This is a genomic window from Syntrophales bacterium (assembly GCA_030018935.1).
GTDB lineage: Bacteria > Desulfobacterota > Syntrophia > Syntrophales > CG2-30-49-12 > CG2-30-49-12.
This window is the reverse complement of the sequence record JASEGZ010000006.1, coordinates 42,120-59,098: the sequence shown is the minus strand read 5'-3', so window position 1 is coordinate 59,098 and position 16,979 is coordinate 42,120. Positions and strand designations below refer to the sequence as shown.

Here is a 16,979-nt window from a genome sequence, read left to right as displayed (position 1 = left end):
TTTTACTTTCCCCGACTACAATCCTGACAGGACGGATTTCTCTTCACTTGGAGGAAATTCATCTCCCCTGACAGGCCGTCCCAGAGCAACAATCTGTTTGTCAGCAGTTCTCCTTTACCCGTAAGGTACTTAATGACCTCGGTCGCCTGGATGGAACCGATCACACCAGGGGTCACCCCGATGATCGGGAAGGTTTCCGCGGGAGGACTCTGGGGAAAGACGCATCTAAGGCAGGCCGTCTGGTGAGGTATAACTGTCATGACCTGGCCGTGGAATCCCCTGACGGCGCCGTGAAAAAAGGGGATATGACGTGTAACGGCAACACTGTTCAGGAGATATCTGGCGGGAAAATTGTCCAGCGCATCAACGATCAAGTCGGCATCCCCCACAATCTCGTCTACATTTGTTTCCCCAATCGTGCAGGAGATCACCTCTACCTCCACATCAGGGTTCATGGCCCGTATCTTTTCTTCTGCTGAGGCTGTTTTTTTTCTGCCCACGTCGGAGGGCCAGTGTAGGGTTTGCCTGTTGAGGTTGCTCACGGAAACGGTATCATTATCGGCGATTACAATACACCCGACGCCTGCAAAGGCAAGGTATGTGGCTATCGGTGAGCCCAACCCCCCCGCCCCGGCGATCAGAATTTTAGCCCTCTTGAGTTTTTCCTGACCCTCCCTCCCGATGAGGGAAAGCTGTCGGTTGTACCGCCTCAGTTCTTCCTCGGTTATCATTTCCGGCTCTTCAGGCATATTATTAGGTATTTAGGCTAAAGGCTGAAGGCTGAAGGAGCCTGATAGCCTCCTAACAGTCTTCAGTCTTCAGTCTCATTTTCTGTTAGGTCTCGGATTTGTCACCTGCGCCTCTCCAGCAGCCTGGGTCAGCAGCCATGAGATCGCTTGTATAGGTATAGGCCCTCCTCCTGCACCCCCCGCAGATATATCTGTACTGGCATTTTCCACACTTGCCCTTCAGATTTTCCCTGTTCCTTATAACTTTAAGCAATTCCGCATTTTCCCAGATATCCTTTAATTTTTCCTTTTTTAAATCACCCACTTCCAGGGTCATTATATCTCCCGTCGTCACTTTCCCGGAAGCGGTTATAGAGTAACTATATATGCCGCTGACACACCCCACGCAGAAATCGTAAAAATTGCAAGGTTCGTTCGGATCAGCGCAGATCCTCTTACAGTATTCGTCTTCGGCAACAATATAGCGGTTTTCAAAGGACACTTTCTGCCATCCATACCGGTCTTGCGCTTCCACTAAGTACCGCTGTGCCCTTTCCAACTGCTCCTTTGATAAGGTCCATTCTTTTCCCTCAGAGGCCCTCCCCAACGGCAGAAACTCAACCATGGTAAAATCCATCCCCATATTCATGGAGAGCTCTACCATTTTCCCCAGCTCATCATAATTCAGGTTCGTAAGTGTCATGATCAATATTACCTTGGGAACACCGACCTTCACCAGGTTCCTGAGAGCATCCATCGTCCTCTGGAAAGACCCTTCCCCTCTATTCCAGTCATGATTCTTTTCCATACCATCCACGCTAATCTTTACCTGGGAAAGACCAGCCCTTGCCAAATCCCGGCAGAGACGCTCATCTAAAAGATAACCGTTACTGTTCATCGCCACACGTATCCGGCTGGATGCATATCTCACTATCTCAACCAGATCTTCCCTCAAGGTTGGTTCCCCCCCGGCAAACATCACTATCTCAGTGCCCGCTTCGGCAATATTATCAATAATACTAAATACCTCTTCTGTACTCAATTCATGATGAGGGGGGTCTGGGGAACCCGGAGGATAGTACTTGGCATCGGTAAAACAATACTTGCAGTTCAGGTTACAGGCATCGGTGAGACTAAACCAGGCAAAGAGGGGCTTACACTCCGCCACTGCCCGGTAAAACTTCTCCCGCGTGATATCTACAAAATTGCCTCTTTCATCTTCCATCTGGCTTGCTCGGTCAGTAAAAATTTGAGGCAAGGGGCTATCACCTATCGCCTCTGGTGAAAATTCGCGGTCTTCCGTAGAGCACAAACTACTGGTTATCCGGCCTTACATCCAGAATCTGTACCTCATAGTGAAGTTCCATTCCTGCCCATGGTACTCTCCAACACCCTTCCGCTCTGGTCCTTCAGGGTAAGATGCATACTAACAACGGTGCTCTCCCCAATCACCATGGCCTCACCACCACCTTAATGCAAGCATTCAGCCATCAGCGATCAGCAATCAATAAATTGTAGCCGCAGGCTTTAGCCTGCGCCTTAACTTACGCAGGAAAACTTGCCCCCGGAGTTGTGGACTTCCCCTTGTATCTTTCTGCTTTTGCTGATAGCTGATAGCTGAACGCCTATTGATTGCTAATGTTACTTCTTTAAGAGCCTGTCCCGAAAAAGATTTTCCAGACCTTCCGGTAAGTTCCGAATGTCATCCATCAGATAAACCGTCCCCCGGGGATACCGTTCCAGTAGAAACTGTCTTGTCTGGAGATTACACCCGCACCCGATAGTTATGAGTTCGATCCTGTTTTTCTGGCAGTACTCCAGGGCATCAACCACGTTCAGCCCGCAATTTGCAGCCCCATCGGTAATATGAATGATCAACTTTCTTTTATCGTTCCTTTTCATGAGCATGGCGGCGGCTATGATTGCCTGACCCGTCGGGGTCTGGCCTGTAGGAATTATGGTGTATAATTCACCTCCCTGGTATAGCCGTACGAGATTGCACTGGCGGGTCTGTTCCTGATAACCGAAAACCTCCAGACGATTAAAGAAACCCTTTGCCGCTTCCGTAAGGGAGACAAAGGTCTGCTCCGCCACCGTCCACGCTCTATCGGTTATTCCCCTTCCTGCCATGGAGGCTGAGGCATCTGCTACAATACTGATGTTCCATGAGTAGTCAGAACCTGAAATGTCTTTCCTTTTAAATATCTTACCATCCAGAGGTACTCGATATAGTCTCCGGGCATCTATCTTTCCCATATCCACGCCCCTTATAATACCTTTTATTCTCGCTCTTCTGATCAGGGCCTTCTGTCTCTGGAATATTCTCTTTAAACGTTCCACCTGTGATTGATCTGCACTTACATTGCATTTGGCAACTGCCCGGGTGAAGCTTGTATTCATTGCCTTTGCCTGAGGATCCTCAACAGCCACCGATATATGCTGGGTTAAATCAGACTCTCCCTCATCCAGCTTGAAACTGATCTGAGCGGCAAGTTCCTCATCAAGCCCCGCTGGCTCCTCTTCTTTATTATCATCCCGGTCAGGATTCTCTTCCTTTTCTTCTCTCAAGGCCTCGGGCGTTTTGACCTTGGGGGCGGCCTCATCCTGAATATTCACCCCATCGGGAGAGGGGACAAACTTTTCCCACTCTTCAATGATCGAGCAAATGCGGTCCCACATCTCAAGGTATATCTCGACTCTTCTATTTCTCCTCTCGGCCAGTGTGGAAAGACCCTTTAGCTCTCTAATGGTCTGAGAATATTCCAGCAAGATTTCTATCAGATCGTCATAGTAATGGTGAAGATTATCGGGCAAGGTTTGAAAGAACACCATTCCCCGCCAGATACTCGCCAGACTTGCTGCGGTTGGCGGGAGTGAAGGATCCCTTTCCCTTTTGCGGATAAGAAATCCCCAATATTTTGAGAGGTAAAGGTGCCAGACGGTGGGGCGGACCAGTTCAGCGATGTACAGGTCTTCCACGACAGAGATAAAACTACTCAGATAATCTTTTAGCCCTTCCGGTAATGGGGAGCGCCGTTGTTTGACCTGGTCTTTTACCCAGTCACCCCATTCAATACACCCAAAGGCCTCGCGGACAACCTGCCCCACCAGAAGGTCAATTTTTCGGAAAGGAACGGGATACATTCCCCTGACTTCAGCCGGCTCCAAGACAATAGAATTATCTGGAGAAGCGGACATGCCCCGCCAGAAAACAGGTTTGACATTAATGCCGATGTGACCGGCTACCTTGCGCATGGCAGTCAGAACTGTAGCCAGCTCAGTAGCCTCATGACGGGAATAATTCTTCCGCCAGTATCTGGAGTACGCCTTTTGAGGGCCTTCTGGAGCTATGTAATTCTTGGCTGGTGCATTATTACTCTCGGCAATTTTGATATTCACCGGTATCAACCTCCCTGCGACGGAATATAGCCTGGTGGAACATATCGTTCGTAACGACGGGGTTCTACCTCCGTATCACCCGTTTCCACATGGATGGAAAGGAGCAACGATTCGAGGATATCCATTGATATCTGAAGGCTATAGATAATGGCCTCCCGTAAAGGCGCCCCCGTGGCGGCAAGTTCCGCAATCATCAGGCTGTGCCTTATAGAGATATCAATAGGTGACTGTTTGTTGCTTCTCAATTTATTCACTATGTTGAGAATGTCACCCGCCACAGACGGGGAAACGCCAGTTTTAAGGACAAGGATCTCCTTTTCTATACTTACAGGAGGGTATTCAAGACGGATGCGGTAAAACCGGTCCTTCAGGGCGGCATCCAGTTCATCCGTACCTGAAAATTCTACACCTTCATTCATGGTGGCAAAAAAGATCACCCGGGGAGCTACCTCAACAAGGCCAAGCTCATCAATCCAGATGCTTCGCTCCTCTGACAGTACCGAAAAGAGCTCATTCAAGGCATGGGGGTTCTCAGACCTGTTGATCTCTTCCAGATGGATGACACACCCTGGGACACGAATGACCCTGGGAAATAAGAAACTCTGATAAAAGGTTTCACCATCTTTCAACCTCTGCTGCCCAAAAAGCTGCCCGGCCTCTAAAAGGAGCCCTACCTGAAAGATGGCCATAGGTCTCTGATAATAACTGGCAAACTGTCTTATTAGAGAGGATTTACCGCACCCCTGATTACCAGTTATGAGGATGTTAATCGGATGCCTCTCCGAGAGCTTCTCCAGCCTGTCCATGTTAATCCTGTCCTCCTCGAGGACAAAAAAGTAGGGGTCCAGTGATGGAACCTTCAACTGTTTTGCAAAGTCAACCATGTTCCCTCCCTTAAGATTTCAAATACCACACCGTTTATCTTCACTGTGCCCAAGGGGAAAAGATCTCGTCGGGGTGATCAAAAATATAACCCAGGCTTGTTCCTGCATCCTCCCGGGTAGCCCTGGCCTCCTCTTCATCGAGATTCATTGAGGCAATCCACCGTTCCAACAGTACTCCGCCGGGTTTCCACATCTCCATCGTCTCCCGTTCCGAGACCCAGGCCTTGATCCTTACCCCATGCTGCCGGAGTATCTGCCAGATCTCCTCACTTTTGCGCCTGTCGCAGTACACCATCATGACAGCTTCTGCCAGACCAAGGTTCACAGAAGGGTTGCGATCATATTTGATACAGGGGATTACCTCCTCTTCTACGTACCGGTCAAGCTTTCGGGCCAATTCATCAAGCCATGGCCTTTCTCCCAGGACAATCCACTTCCCCCAGTATTGAAGAACCTCACCGTTGGTGAGCTCTTTGCCCTCATATACCGTGTACTTCTTGCCCTCGAAGATTTTTGGGTGGAAGACAAAGATAAAATGGGACTCCGGTTTGTCTACAATCATCTTTTTTTTATCACCCCCCTGCCGCAAAAGGAATAATGCTTACCTCATCGCCATCCTTCACAGGAGTGGCCAGCCCGTCCAGTGATCGGAGGTTCTGTCCATCAAGGAAGATCATGACAGAACTACTGATCCCCCCTTTTTCATCAACCACTCTGCGTCTAAAGCCGGGGAATTTACTGTCAAGATCATCAATGCACTCCCCCATGGTTTTCCCCTCACAGGTAGCCTGATCACTGCTACCGAACCAGTCTTTCAATGAACCCGGAATTATTACCGTAATGCTCATTTTCCTTCACCATAATTCCAAAATGTTATTAGCCATAGCGCCTGTCCCCAGAATAGTTGCACCCGTCTATCAGACGAAATAAAACTATTAAAATTACTCCTGCTTTTTCTGAATTTTCAAGCAATAAATCATACGGCGTTTAATTCTTTATAAGCTGGAGCCTCTTTTGAACATTGGCTGCTTTTTCCATCTCTTTTTTTGCTTCGTAGATGGACTGAAGCTTTTCGAGATAGGCCACGAGGGCCTTCTTCCACCCGTTCGCTGAAGCCGTATCGGCAGCGACCTGCAAAATCATCTCAGGGCACCTGTGATGTCGCACAAGCAAACCGGTGGCAATGAGTTTCGAGAGGGGATCCTCTATGTTGGCAATTTCCTGTTCCATTGCACCCTCCCTCCCATGCCTGAGAGTCTTGAGGAAATTCCTGTACTCCCCGGGAAGCAACCTTTCATCAACCTGATCAAAGACACCTTTTAAAAAGTTGTAAAAGTTCTTGTTCTTAGGATCATGTTGCACAGAGTCTATCTGTAAATAATCACGATCATCGAAATCCTCAAGGACAGCGACGTTTACGGCGTATTTTGTCAGGTAAGCCATGGCCAGGATGTTCAGATCGCCGCTTTTCTTTATCTCTTCTATGGCTTTAGAGAAGTGGAGTTCGGCGATCCTCACCTTGCCGATTAAATAGCTCTTTTTATAACTTTCCAGTTGATGGAAGCTCACATTTTTCCAGTTAGGGACAGGCTTTGCTCCGCACCCGACAAGCAAGATAGAAAAAGCGAATAAACATAAAAATATCTTCATGGAAGTTTTATCTCAGGTTTCTCTTTAAAGGGTATCTTTCTGTTCAATTCCTTTACCATGTCGTTAATAGAATTCACGGTCGCCTCGATCTCGCTTCTCAATAGTCTAAGATCCGTTGTGGCGTCAGCCGTATCAGCGCTGATCTTGACGACATTATCAAGGGCGGCATCTATTCTCCCAAGCTTAACAAGCAAGTCTTCAAGGATTTTGCGCACCAGGGACAGAAGTCCCTCTTTCCCGTACATCGTTTCATCAGTCTTTGCCGCCATCGTATCCACCTTTTGAAGGATGGAATCAACCCGGACGGTGACTTGCTCGGAGTTTTTCAAAATTTCTCGCACATCGTCTTTAAGGATGGAATCAACTTGAGCGGTGATTTGCTCGGAGTTTCTCAGAATTTTCCGCACGTCGCCCTGGGGATCAGCCAGATTCGCCGTCACTTTTTCGACATTTGCCGTTATCTTATTCACTTCTTCAAAGATTGGCTGGAGTTTCTTTATCGCCTCGTTGATGTCACTGGCTGTGGTCACCTCTGGCACTTTTTCCTTTGACAACACAGGACTGCCCAAGTCATCCGTCAAGACGACAATACGGGAGGAACCGATGAAAGGTTTATTGACGATGAACCTGCTGTCTGACCTTATCCACTTGACGTGACGTTCCGGTACCCTGATCTTGATAATAACACTTCCGTTCTCACTGAGCTCTAAGCTATGGACAACACCTATCTTGAAACCCGCAAAAACGACGGGCATCCCCTCTGTCAGTTCTTCGCCCGATTTCGACGAGAGGGTAAAGGTATGTACTTCCTCAAAGATTCCCTTTTTATAGGCTACATACCCTAAGGAGCCAATGATCAATAGTGTCGTCACAATGATAAACAACCCAACTTTGAATTCAATTTTTTTAGCAGGCATCACTCATCCTGTAACGGTCTTTGTTCCATGTATAGTCGAAAATATGGCACTGTGTAAACAGATCGTCGCTCGTTTTTATGGCCTCGTCAATAAAGGAGGCATCTTTAAGATCCGGTATTATCGTAAAAGGTCTGTCAATCACGATGACGGCATCCGCGACCATCGCGGCCCTCAAAAGCATCGCACAAAACCGCTCTCTGTTAGTTAAAGCAGAGTTTCTTTTATATGCCGTGTTTTCCATGCCATATCTTCGCAGATATTCAAAGACCATATCCTCCGCTTCCGTTCTCGGTAGATTCTGGTGATACTCCCTGATCAGGGCAATATTGATCCATACATCAAGGTTCGAGATGAGAGGCGCATCAAGGGAAACCAAACCCAGCCGCCCTTTGTTTTCTGTGATAAATTCTTCCAACTCTCTGTTGAGTATATCTCTGTCTTCAAAGAGCCTTAAATAGACCTTGCGATTAATGTCAGCACCTCAATGATCACGATAGAGATAAAGACCTTTACCATCCCATTTAAGACCGAAACGGGGATACTTGTCAACTCGTTGGAAGCAGTCATACCGCATCGTATGGGAAGTAATGTAATAAAAAAGCCAAAGGTGGCACATTTTAAAATGAGAATAATTATATCAGAAAAATCAACCGAAGTTAATAGAACACGGGTATAAGCGTCCAGACTCATCCCCAGTATAATCCTGGAGAATAATAAACCGCTTGTCAAAACCACAATGGAAAAAAGGCTGCTCAATAAGATAAGTGATATCATACCATTGATGATCCTTGGTAAGAACAGGTAGTTGATAACATCAATATTAAACACTTCCAACGTTTTTAATTCCTTATTGACTTTCATCACGGCAACTTCGGTATTAATGGCAGAACTTGACCGCAGGGCAATCAGCATTACAGTAATAAAGGGGGACATTTCTGTAACCACAAAACCCATCAAGATGCGCCCTAAGTATTCTACCAAACCCAAATCTTTAATAACTTTAAAAACGATGCCGGTCAAAAGTGAACCAAAGATAACCGAAGCAGTTATAAATAAAGGTAAAATCTGGACAGAGGTAAAATATATCTGATCGATGAGAACCATCTTCATGGCGCTGTTGTAAGTTTTTCTGTCAAACATCCTTAAAATGACCCGCATGGCAAAGGAAATGGTATCCCGTAATGATCTGGTTGTGTTGAGAGAGGCATCGCCTAAACGTTCTATGGCAGCAATCATGATGATTTCGTAAAATTCTGGTTTACAAAGCTTAGTTGATAAATTTAAGAAATAGAGAACAGCTTATCACCGGAAATTATGAAGGCATAAGCGGTAAACTTGCCGTCATGACTTAGACTGATATCAATCCCGGCAGGCTTATCTTTTAAGTATACGAAGGGGGGGCCTAAGGCGCCTTCGGAACGCCGTATCTCAATTTCTTCTGGAGTCCGATTCAGAAATACCGAGAGATGTCTTCTGATAGTTTCACGCAGAAAGGCCGATTCATCTTCATATTCCGCTATAGCTTCCGCGACTGGAGGAAGAAGGTCTACCTTCCAGACGACTGAATCTATTCCTCCTGAAAGATCCATGGTTCCGATACAGTGTATGTAATCGCAGGTAATGAAGATTCTTATTGTAACTTTACCCCACGGTGTATCAGTAATTCCAGGAATATGGTCATTTTCGAGGGGAAACCTGCCTGCCCTTTTACAATTTTCTGGGCAGCTTACTTTATAAAGTAACGGTATGAAAGGAGCGCCAGAGATAGATTTTCTTATAATCTTATACGCAGTTTCCTTACCGGCCCACAAAGCCCAGAGTACGATATCGGGATGCGAAGAGTCAAATATTTGCCTCTGCTCATCTGGAATAAAAACGCGGTTGACGAAGCGTATATTCCGGCTCTTTCCCCTCGCACCGGCATCGGTCAAGTCCACTATATCGTTGCCCACGTAAGACAAAGTAATCTTCCTCCAGTTGCGCCAAGCGTTTTATAATTTCCTCGGCATAGTATCGTTGCGCGCGGAGACCACTATGCTCCGTCTTTTGTGGTTCGAGGACACTCACGAGCGCGGTAAAACGTTCACCAAACTTAGGAATTGTCCCGTAGGTCTCCTGACCGTCACCCCGGAGATAAATACACATAACCTTACAATTATCAACATCCTTGATAAAACGGCCCACGCCGTAAGAGAAATTTTCCGCATCCACACGGCCGGTACGGGAACGCCCCCCCTCCGGGAAAATCATCAGAGGCTGCTTCTTCCTCAAGAGGTAGGCACACTTATCGAGTGTCTTTTTCATTTCTTTGCGATCGCCGCCGCGATTGATAGGAATACATTTGGCCAGGTAACAGAACACCGTCAGGAAGATGCTCCGCTGAAAATTATCCCGTTCCGGTAAATTCCACGGAAGCACTCGATAATGCCTGAGGTGGGTGCATAACGATGCAATTGAATAGGTTAAGAGCATAGAATCAACCATCGTCAGGTGATTGGCACAGATGATCCATGGACCTTCATGCTTTTTGAGTTGCAGGGAAAATTCCCGCCTGAGTTCCTTGAGGCCCCTCACCCGGTATCTCATCAGTTTGATGGCAGTGAAATATAGTGGGCCAAGGATAAAGATTGCCATCCAACCCAGAATATATTGAAGTTGTAAAAGCCCTTTGGTTACACTTGTCATCATCACCCATTCTCCGAACTTATCGGAAACAAACTATCCTTCAAAGAATTATGATACCTGCTTAATAACATTTTTGGAGACATCGAAAAACTTTCGCCTTAATTATACCCTGATATTAAGCAGTCACTTCTACTTTACCCTTTATAATCTCCAGTGCATCTCCTATGGTTCTTATTTTATCCGCCTCATCGTCTTCTATGCTGATACCAAAAACATCCTCGCATTTGATAATAACATCTACGAGACGTGCGGAATTTACCTTGAGATCATTTAAGATATGGGTATCTCTCGTAGCTTTTTCAAGCTCTTCTGGATTTTTTGCGTAAAGTCTCAAAATATTTGTTAATTCTTCATAGATTTTCTTTTCGTCCATACTTTTCTCCTCGTAAAAATTTTTTTAAATTATCCTTCCCATTTCTTAAAAATCAAGCAACTGTTGACATCACCAAAACCGAAAGCCGCCTTGGCAATGATTCGCAACGCTGGAAACTCCATACATGTCCGCGGTACCTTCTCCGAGAAAGAAGCGATGTCTGGGTGGATATCCTCACAATTAAGTGATGGATGAAGGAATCCTTTGTAAAGCTGCAAAACAACCGCCACACTTTCTATAGCCCCGGCTGCTCCCAGGCAATGGCCGATTACTGACTTGGTGGCATTGATATAGGGAAAGTCTCCGGGGCCGCGTCCCAGGACCTCTGACCAGTTCTTCACCTCGAGGGGATCGGCAAAGGTGGCAGTCAGGTGACCGTTAATACTGTCTATCTGACGGGCATCAATGCCTGCATCAGCGATAGCGCCTCTGATACAGCGCCTTACCCCATCTGGATTGGGAGCTGTCATAGAACCACCGGTCCTCTGTCCGCCACAGTTAACATATCCTCCAATAACCTCTGCGTATATGCGCGCCCCACGCTGCAAAGCGCACTCTAATTCTTCAAGCATAAGAATAGCCGCCCCGGCGCTGGGGACAAAACCGTTTGCCGTTGCACTCATGGGTCGTGAAGCCTCTTGCGGCCGGTCGTTAAACTTGCGGGCGATGACGCGCATCGCATCAAAACCGGCCCATATATAGGGAGACGCCCCTTCAGATCCGCCGGCCAGGATACGTTTGGCCAACCCTACACGGATCCTCCACGTGGCATCTATTATCGCCTCGTTTCCTGTACTACAGGCGGAGGAATTTGAGGTTACCTGGTTTCCCAATGCCAGTAAGCCGGCAATACGGGCGCTGGTTCCGCTGTGCATGACCTGTTCCGCAACGGTGCTTCCCAGACGGCGGCTCTTACCCTCGTTAACCATGGGAACAAGTATCTTGGCAATCGTATCCATGCCGCCGATGCCGGAGCCGACGATTACACCCGTGTCCCAATCCACTACTTCACCTTCAGGGTCGGGTACGATAAGACCTGCATCATTCCAGGCATCCACGGAGGCAACGGAGGCATACCCAATATTGTCATTCATCGAGAGCAGTTTTTCCTCGTCAAAATATCTCTGCCGGATACTCTCAAAATCCTGGGGAATACCACCTATCTGACAGGAGAAATTTAATGCCGCAAGCTCCAGCAAAAATCGAATGCCTGAGCGACCCTCCCGGAGAGCCGCCTCAAAGTTATCTAAACCATGGGCATTGGGGGCCACAACCCCCATGCCTGTTACGACAACTCTGTTTCTCATCTATAAATAACTCCCTAACCCGGACAAGCCGGAACCAAATCCTCAGCCACCGTACAGCCCCCCGTTTACATGGATAACACTACCGGTAATGTAAGAGGCGCCTGTCGCGAGAAAGGCTACCACCTCGGCCACTTCCTCGGGACGTCCCATACGGCCCAGAGGGATGCCGGCAAGGACCCTTTCCCGCACCTCTTTCGGCAGATGTTCCGTCATGCCCGTATCAATAAACCCCGGAGCAACTGAATTTACCAGGATATTGCGCCCGACCAACTCCTTGGCCAGGGATTTTGTAAAGGCATCGAGGGCTGCCTTTTCCATCGTGTAGGGGATCTGACCGGCGTTACCCGTGTGTCCCACGACACTGGATATATTTATGATACGTCCCCTGTTCTTCCGGAGCAAGAATAAACGCAATATTCGTTTGGTAAGGTACCAGACGCCCCGTACCATGGCGCGTTGCGCGTCGAATTCCGCAATTTTCATCCCGTTGATTGCGCTATTGATGGTAATTCCCGCATTGTTGACTAAAACTTCAACCTCCTCTGATGCCCCTTTTAAATGGGAAACCATCGCTTCCACCTGATCGAGATCTGTCAGGTCTGCCTGGAGAAGAAAACTATCCCTGACTTCAGAAAGAACGGCCTTTGCCCCCTCCTCATCCTCACTGCCCCGGTAGTGAATGCATACCCGGAATCCCACCTTTCCAAGGGCTCGACAGCATGTAGCGCCGATACCCGTGCCACCGCCGGTTACAATGGCGACCGGTTTCTCGCTCATAAACCACCTCCTATTGCGTCTCTTCTTCCACCCTCAGCATTAGAGGAGACCAGGAAAGTCCCGCTCCTACCACAATAATGGCGATATAATCCCCGGGGCGGAGTTCATGCCAGTGTTGGCTCAAGACACCGGGGGCGCCGGCCGCCGCCGTATTGCCGAAATCCACCACATTGGACCAGTGATTATCTTCCTCGATACCCGTAAGCTCACAGACAGTACGCAGCATACCCCAATTTGCCTGATGGCCGATAAATTTTAAGCGCTCCGCCTTTACAGGAAAAGACGGTAACAACTGACGTAACAATTCCGCCGTCTTACGAATGGCAAATTTCTGCACTGCATTCCCGTCCTGCCGGAAGTAGTCCAGCCGGGGGACATTCACCTTGTCCCAGTCTGAGGGTTTCGCACCAAAATCAGATGTAATACAGGCTATCCGTGAAGGGACGGTAGTGGATACGACAGCAGCGGCGCTCGCATCACCGAAAAGCACGGCGCTACTTCGATCAGAATAATTCATACAAAGAGTGCTGGTTTCCGGGACAACCACTAAGGTGAAAGGGGGCAACGCCTCCGGCTTCATCTTATTAAGGAAATTGATCTGCATGCCGAAAGTCGAACAGGCCGAGTGCATATCAAAGCCGGGGACTTCGATTTCCAATTCCGCCGCGATGACAGATGCCTCTGCAGGGGAGACATTATCGGGAGCGGAACTCCCCGAGATGAGAAGCCCGATATCTTCTTTTTTGATTCCAGCCTGCTCAAGGGCCATCCGGGCAGCAGCGGCTCCTATCTGGGCATGATTATACATGCTGGCTTCAAGCGCCGCCCGTATATCGCGGTTTTTTGTCATCTTTATATAATCCAGAGGAAGAACCGTGTGGCGGGTGCGGATACCGACCCTCTCGAGAATCCACTCATCGGTCGTTCCTATATCCAGCTCTTCGAGAAACTGATTGGTAATGATGTTTTCTGGGAAAAAATGACCTAGACCATGAAGATAGAGCATAAATTACACGATCTCCCTTCCGATGATCATATCTTGGACCTCCCGGACACCCTCATAAATATCAATAATATGAACATCCCTTGCCAGTTTTGAGATCTCATATTCTGAGATGAAACCATAACCGCCATGGAGATGGAGACCCTCGTTAGCACAGAAGAGGGCTGCTTCTGCGGCGACATTCTTGGCAAAAGAGGCGTAGATACCTCTGTCCGGGGCATTTTCCTGAACCTTGCAGGCTGCCCTTATCAGCGCCAGATCTGCCAGTTCAACTTTTTTCCACATCTTAACTAAAGTATCCCGTGCGATGGGCAGGTCACAGATCCTCTGTCCAAATTGTCTTCGTTCTTTTGTGTATGCCAGTGTGATGTCCAGGGCCCTCCGGGCAAGGCCTGCACCAATTGCCGCTACCATTGGCCGGGCGTAGTCAAGAACATCTATGATATACTTGAACCCCAATCTCCTGTCGCCTATTATCTGGTCATTCTCGATGACAACATCTTCAAAGGTCACACTGGCAGTATTTGAGAGACGCTGACCTAATTTATCTTCCGGTTTGCCGATGAGTATCTTCCCGCCATAGGGAAGAGCGATCTCTTTACTTTCGAGAACAGGGGAAGTTGCATCATGGCGGGATGTTGGTGGTAAAGGAACGATCGCACAGGCCATAAAATTACCGGTAGGCTTCCCGACTTTGCACAAAACGGTGAATTGTGAGGCATAGGAGGCATTGGTAATGAAGCATTTTGCACCGTTGAGGAGGTACGTCCCCTCGTCCCTTTTCCTGATGAAAGTCGTCATGGCAGAGTTATCGGAACCGGCCCCCGGTTCTGTCAGACAGAAAGAGGCAAGAAGGGGACTCTCCACAAAAGGTTTCAGAAAAGCCTCTTTTTGTTCATCCGTACCATGTTGCGCAACAACCGCATTTGCCAGATCGTTACACATTACTGATGTTGCGATACCTGTATCTCCGTAAGACAATTCCTTGACAATCATTGCGGTGGAGATAACATCCACCTCATATCCCTTGACGGACTCAGGGATGGAGAGGTTCATGATCCCGATCTCCCACGCCTTGGCGATGATCTCCATGGGAAATACATGATCCCTTTCCAGGACCATTGCGCAAGGGATTATCTCGTTCCTGACAAACTTACTTACCAGTTCGACATACATTTGTTGGCTATCCGTGAGATTGAAATCCATCTGGCCCCCTGAAATTAAGTCGTAAGTCGTAAGTCATAAGTCATAAGTCATAAGACGTATGACTTAATATCTTATTCCCTATTTTCCTCAAACAATCGCTCTGCTGCGGAAAGGGTCGTCACTGATGAACAGGTTACATTGATTGTCCGGAAAAACTCCCGGAGAGGACGGCCGGGACCAACCTCATAGATCGTATCTGCTTGCCGGGCAAGTGTCTTCATGTTTTCCTTCCATTGGACGGTGTTACTTAATTGAGACACCATGCTTCTTAGGATTTCCTCGTGATGGGCAGAATGAAATCCCCCCTTATAATTGGAGGTTACCTTCCCTGCCTTTTCGGGATTTAAACCCCTTCCATAAGTCCGGAACGCCTCCTCAAAGGGCCCCTCAATCGGTTTCATAAAACGGCTGTGAAAGGGGGCGCTCACATTGAGGGGAACGAAGCGAAACGGCCGATCCCCGCCCAGTGTCTTCCGTAGCCTTGCCTCCGCCTCGGGCATGGCTTTTAGTTTACCACTGATCACTACCTGATTGGCGGAATTGACATTCGCCACATCAAGCGGGAGCTCCACCAAGGTACGACGGATAATATCTACATCTAAATCCTCCGCAATAACCGCCGACATACCTCCGAGACCTAAAGGTACCGCCTCCTGCATCAAACGACCACGAATCTGGACAATCCGTAAGGTTTCCGCCAACGGAAGGACACCAGCACAGACCAGGGCGGTAAATTCACCGAGACTGTGACCCCCGAAAAGAGCCGGTGAAAAACCGTAAAGGGCATACAGGCCACGAACCATGGCAATTTCAGTTGTAAGGATACAGGGTTGGGTATATTCAGTAAGATTGAGCCGCTCATCTTCTCCAAAGCACATGGCAGCCACATCCCACCTTAGGGCATCGGAAGCCTCCCGGTAAGTGTCCCGGCTGACTTGAATATTATCGTGAAAGTCTTTCCCCATGCCGGGTCGTTGAGACCCCTGACCGGGGAAAACGATCGCTGTACCCTTCTCTTCCATAATTTTGCTGTTCTCTAATATCACAGTTCAACGAAAAATCAAGAGAAAATGCTTGTCTCATAAATAATATGATGTTAGGTATAATAATACGACTTATGACTTATGACTTATGACTTATGACTTATGACTTATGACTTATGACTTACGACTTATGACTTACGACTTATGACTATTATTTGCTCAGGAGTACAATCATGAAATTGATTCGCTTTCTCTCCGAAGATGATCAAGTATTATGCGGGCTCTATGAACCAGAGCTATCGGGAAAGGCCCGAATCATCAGGGGGGGCCTGTTTGGTGATTTTGACGTCACACCAGAGTCGGCAAGGATAAAACATCTCCTGTCTCCCCTTTTACCCTGTAACATTTTAGCGCTCGGCCTCAACTACAGAAAACACGCCGATGAGACAAAGACTTCATACCCTGCAATCCCTGTGATTTTCATGAAGGCTACGACCAGTGTCATAGGACACATGGCGCCGATCCTGCTTCCCATGGCAGGTCCCGATAAGGTTGATTACGAGGCGGAACTGGCCGTGATTATCGGTAAAAAGGCAAAAAACATCTCCCCCTCTGATGCCATGAACTATATCCTGGGATATACCTGTGCTAACGATGTCAGTGCACGAGACTGGCAGATTGAAAAACAAAAAAAGCAGTGGGTCAGGGGGAAGAGTTTTGATACCTTTTGTCCTCTTGGTCCATGCTTAGTTACAAGGGATGAAATTCCAGACCCTCATAATCTGCGTATCCGTACAATCATCAATGGTATTACCCTCCAGGATTCCAACACATCCGACATGGTCTTCGATATACCTGCAATCGTCAGTGATTTGAGCAGGTCTATGACGTTGCTGCCCGGCACGGTGATTTTAACAGGTACCCCGGAAGGTGTTGGCTTTACAAGAGAACCACCCATATTTCTCCGGGAGGGTGACATGATAACCATCGCCATTGAAAAAATAGGCCAACTGACCAACCCTGTAAAAATGGAGGAATATGACACAGGATAGCGGCAGGACCCTCTT

The 16,979-nt window shown here is 47.9% G+C and carries 19 protein-coding genes; 1 reads left to right on the top strand and 18 read right to left on the bottom strand.

Annotated elements, in window-relative coordinates; all coding sequences use genetic code 11:
* Positions 1 to 2: 2 nt before the first annotated feature.
* The 18 genes from QMD03_02515 to QMD03_02430 all read right to left on the bottom strand — a co-directional run bounded on the left by QMD03_02515 (position 3) and on the right by QMD03_02430 (position 15,951).
* On the bottom strand, positions 3 to 731 hold the full coding sequence (locus tag QMD03_02515) for a HesA/MoeB/ThiF family protein (GenBank protein ID MDI6776106.1): 729 nt from the start codon (positions 729 to 731) through the stop codon (positions 3 to 5).
* A gap of 103 nt (positions 732 to 834) precedes the next feature.
* Positions 835 to 1,953 carry a radical SAM protein gene (locus tag QMD03_02510; GenBank protein ID MDI6776105.1) on the bottom strand — a complete coding sequence of 373 codons (1,119 nt, stop codon included), beginning with the start codon at positions 1,951 to 1,953 and terminating at the stop codon, positions 835 to 837.
* Positions 1,954 to 2,369: 416 nt separating this feature from the next.
* Positions 2,370 to 4,127 carry a vWA domain-containing protein gene (locus QMD03_02505; GenBank protein MDI6776104.1) on the bottom strand — a complete coding sequence of 586 codons (1,758 nt, stop codon included), beginning with the start codon at positions 4,125 to 4,127 and terminating at the stop codon, positions 2,370 to 2,372.
* Between the two features lie 5 nt (positions 4,128 to 4,132).
* Positions 4,133 to 5,011, bottom strand: a complete 879-nt coding sequence (locus tag QMD03_02500) for an AAA family ATPase (protein ID MDI6776103.1) — start codon at positions 5,009 to 5,011, stop codon at positions 4,133 to 4,135.
* A 40-nt stretch (positions 5,012 to 5,051) separates the two neighbouring features.
* Complete coding sequence (locus QMD03_02495; GenBank protein MDI6776102.1) at positions 5,052 to 5,573, bottom strand: hypothetical protein; 522 nt, start codon at positions 5,571 to 5,573, stop codon at positions 5,052 to 5,054.
* Between the two features lie 10 nt (positions 5,574 to 5,583).
* Complete coding sequence (locus tag QMD03_02490) at positions 5,584 to 5,859, bottom strand: MoaD family protein (protein MDI6776101.1); 276 nt, start codon at positions 5,857 to 5,859, stop codon at positions 5,584 to 5,586.
* Positions 5,860 to 5,998: 139 nt separating this feature from the next.
* Positions 5,999 to 6,661 carry a hypothetical protein gene (locus QMD03_02485; GenBank protein ID MDI6776100.1) on the bottom strand — a complete coding sequence of 221 codons (663 nt, stop codon included), beginning with the start codon at positions 6,659 to 6,661 and terminating at the stop codon, positions 5,999 to 6,001.
* Positions 6,658 to 7,578 carry a hypothetical protein gene (locus QMD03_02480; GenBank protein MDI6776099.1) on the bottom strand — a complete coding sequence of 307 codons (921 nt, stop codon included), beginning with the start codon at positions 7,576 to 7,578 and terminating at the stop codon, positions 6,658 to 6,660. The genes QMD03_02485 and QMD03_02480 overlap by 4 nt, the downstream gene beginning before the upstream one ends.
* A complete protein-coding gene (locus QMD03_02475) occupies positions 7,568 to 7,993 on the bottom strand; it encodes a hypothetical protein (GenBank protein ID MDI6776098.1) in 426 nt (141 codons plus the stop codon). The genes QMD03_02480 and QMD03_02475 overlap by 11 nt, the downstream gene beginning before the upstream one ends.
* A gap of 35 nt (positions 7,994 to 8,028) precedes the next feature.
* A complete protein-coding gene (locus tag QMD03_02470) occupies positions 8,029 to 8,814 on the bottom strand; it encodes an ABC transporter permease (protein MDI6776097.1) in 786 nt (261 codons plus the stop codon).
* A gap of 44 nt (positions 8,815 to 8,858) precedes the next feature.
* Positions 8,859 to 9,509: a 4'-phosphopantetheinyl transferase superfamily protein gene (locus QMD03_02465; protein ID MDI6776096.1), complete on the bottom strand. Its 651-nt coding sequence runs from the start codon at positions 9,507 to 9,509 to the stop codon at positions 8,859 to 8,861.
* Complete coding sequence (locus QMD03_02460; protein ID MDI6776095.1) at positions 9,439 to 10,266, bottom strand: lysophospholipid acyltransferase family protein; 828 nt, start codon at positions 10,264 to 10,266, stop codon at positions 9,439 to 9,441. Before QMD03_02460 ends, QMD03_02465 begins: the two co-directional genes overlap by 71 nt.
* Positions 10,267 to 10,378: 112 nt before the next feature.
* Positions 10,379 to 10,636: a phosphopantetheine-binding protein gene (locus QMD03_02455; protein ID MDI6776094.1), complete on the bottom strand. Its 258-nt coding sequence runs from the start codon at positions 10,634 to 10,636 to the stop codon at positions 10,379 to 10,381.
* 29 nt (positions 10,637 to 10,665) lie between these two features.
* Complete coding sequence (locus QMD03_02450; GenBank protein ID MDI6776093.1) at positions 10,666 to 11,943, bottom strand: beta-ketoacyl-[acyl-carrier-protein] synthase family protein; 1,278 nt, start codon at positions 11,941 to 11,943, stop codon at positions 10,666 to 10,668.
* A 42-nt stretch (positions 11,944 to 11,985) separates the two neighbouring features.
* Positions 11,986 to 12,720, bottom strand: coding sequence for an SDR family oxidoreductase (locus tag QMD03_02445; protein MDI6776092.1), 735 nt, complete (start codon positions 12,718 to 12,720; stop codon positions 11,986 to 11,988).
* Between the two features lie 10 nt (positions 12,721 to 12,730).
* Positions 12,731 to 13,726: a ketoacyl-ACP synthase III gene (locus tag QMD03_02440; protein ID MDI6776091.1), complete on the bottom strand. Its 996-nt coding sequence runs from the start codon at positions 13,724 to 13,726 to the stop codon at positions 12,731 to 12,733.
* 3 nt (positions 13,727 to 13,729) lie between these two features.
* Entirely contained in the window at positions 13,730 to 14,929 is a 1,200-nt protein-coding gene (locus QMD03_02435) for an acyl-CoA dehydrogenase family protein (GenBank protein MDI6776090.1), read from the bottom strand.
* A 71-nt stretch (positions 14,930 to 15,000) separates the two neighbouring features.
* Positions 15,001 to 15,951 (bottom strand): ACP S-malonyltransferase, encoded by a 951-nt coding sequence (locus QMD03_02430; GenBank protein ID MDI6776089.1) that lies wholly within the window; start codon positions 15,949 to 15,951, stop codon positions 15,001 to 15,003.
* 194 nt (positions 15,952 to 16,145) lie between these two features.
* On the opposite strand from QMD03_02430, the gene QMD03_02425 reads away from it, so the two are divergent.
* A complete protein-coding gene (locus QMD03_02425) occupies positions 16,146 to 16,964 on the top strand; it encodes a fumarylacetoacetate hydrolase family protein (GenBank protein ID MDI6776088.1) in 819 nt (272 codons plus the stop codon).
* The last annotated feature ends 15 nt before the right edge of the window (positions 16,965 to 16,979 follow it).

What these genes read in the sequence shown, in the direction of transcription:
- QMD03_02515 (MDI6776106.1), bottom strand. Translation starts at nt 731, where the DNA reads ATGATAACCGAGGAAGAACTGAGGCGGTACAACCGACAGCTTTCCCTC.
- QMD03_02510 (MDI6776105.1), bottom strand. Translation starts at nt 1,953, where the DNA reads ATGGAAGATGAAAGAGGCAATTTTGTAGATATCACGCGGGAGAAGTTT.
- QMD03_02500 (MDI6776103.1), bottom strand. Translation starts at nt 5,011, where the DNA reads ATGGTTGACTTTGCAAAACAGTTGAAGGTTCCATCACTGGACCCCTAC.
- QMD03_02495 (MDI6776102.1), bottom strand. Translation starts at nt 5,573, where the DNA reads ATGATTGTAGACAAACCGGAGTCCCATTTTATCTTTGTCTTCCACCCA.
- QMD03_02490 (MDI6776101.1), bottom strand. Translation starts at nt 5,859, where the DNA reads ATGAGCATTACGGTAATAATTCCGGGTTCATTGAAAGACTGGTTCGGT.
- QMD03_02485 (MDI6776100.1), bottom strand. Translation starts at nt 6,661, where the DNA reads ATGAAGATATTTTTATGTTTATTCGCTTTTTCTATCTTGCTTGTCGGG.
- QMD03_02480 (MDI6776099.1), bottom strand. Translation starts at nt 7,578, where the DNA reads ATGCCTGCTAAAAAAATTGAATTCAAAGTTGGGTTGTTTATCATTGTG.
- QMD03_02470 (MDI6776097.1), bottom strand. Translation starts at nt 8,814, where the DNA reads ATGATTGCTGCCATAGAACGTTTAGGCGATGCCTCTCTCAACACAACC.
- QMD03_02460 (MDI6776095.1), bottom strand. Translation starts at nt 10,266, where the DNA reads ATGATGACAAGTGTAACCAAAGGGCTTTTACAACTTCAATATATTCTG.
- QMD03_02455 (MDI6776094.1), bottom strand. Translation starts at nt 10,636, where the DNA reads ATGGACGAAAAGAAAATCTATGAAGAATTAACAAATATTTTGAGACTT.
- QMD03_02450 (MDI6776093.1), bottom strand. Translation starts at nt 11,943, where the DNA reads ATGAGAAACAGAGTTGTCGTAACAGGCATGGGGGTTGTGGCCCCCAAT.
- QMD03_02445 (MDI6776092.1), bottom strand. Translation starts at nt 12,720, where the DNA reads ATGAGCGAGAAACCGGTCGCCATTGTAACCGGCGGTGGCACGGGTATC.
- QMD03_02440 (MDI6776091.1), bottom strand. Translation starts at nt 13,726, where the DNA reads ATGCTCTATCTTCATGGTCTAGGTCATTTTTTCCCAGAAAACATCATT.
- QMD03_02435 (MDI6776090.1), bottom strand. Translation starts at nt 14,929, where the DNA reads ATGGATTTCAATCTCACGGATAGCCAACAAATGTATGTCGAACTGGTA.
- QMD03_02430 (MDI6776089.1), bottom strand. Translation starts at nt 15,951, where the DNA reads ATGGAAGAGAAGGGTACAGCGATCGTTTTCCCCGGTCAGGGGTCTCAA.
- QMD03_02425 (MDI6776088.1), top strand. Translation starts at nt 16,146, where the DNA reads ATGAAATTGATTCGCTTTCTCTCCGAAGATGATCAAGTATTATGCGGG.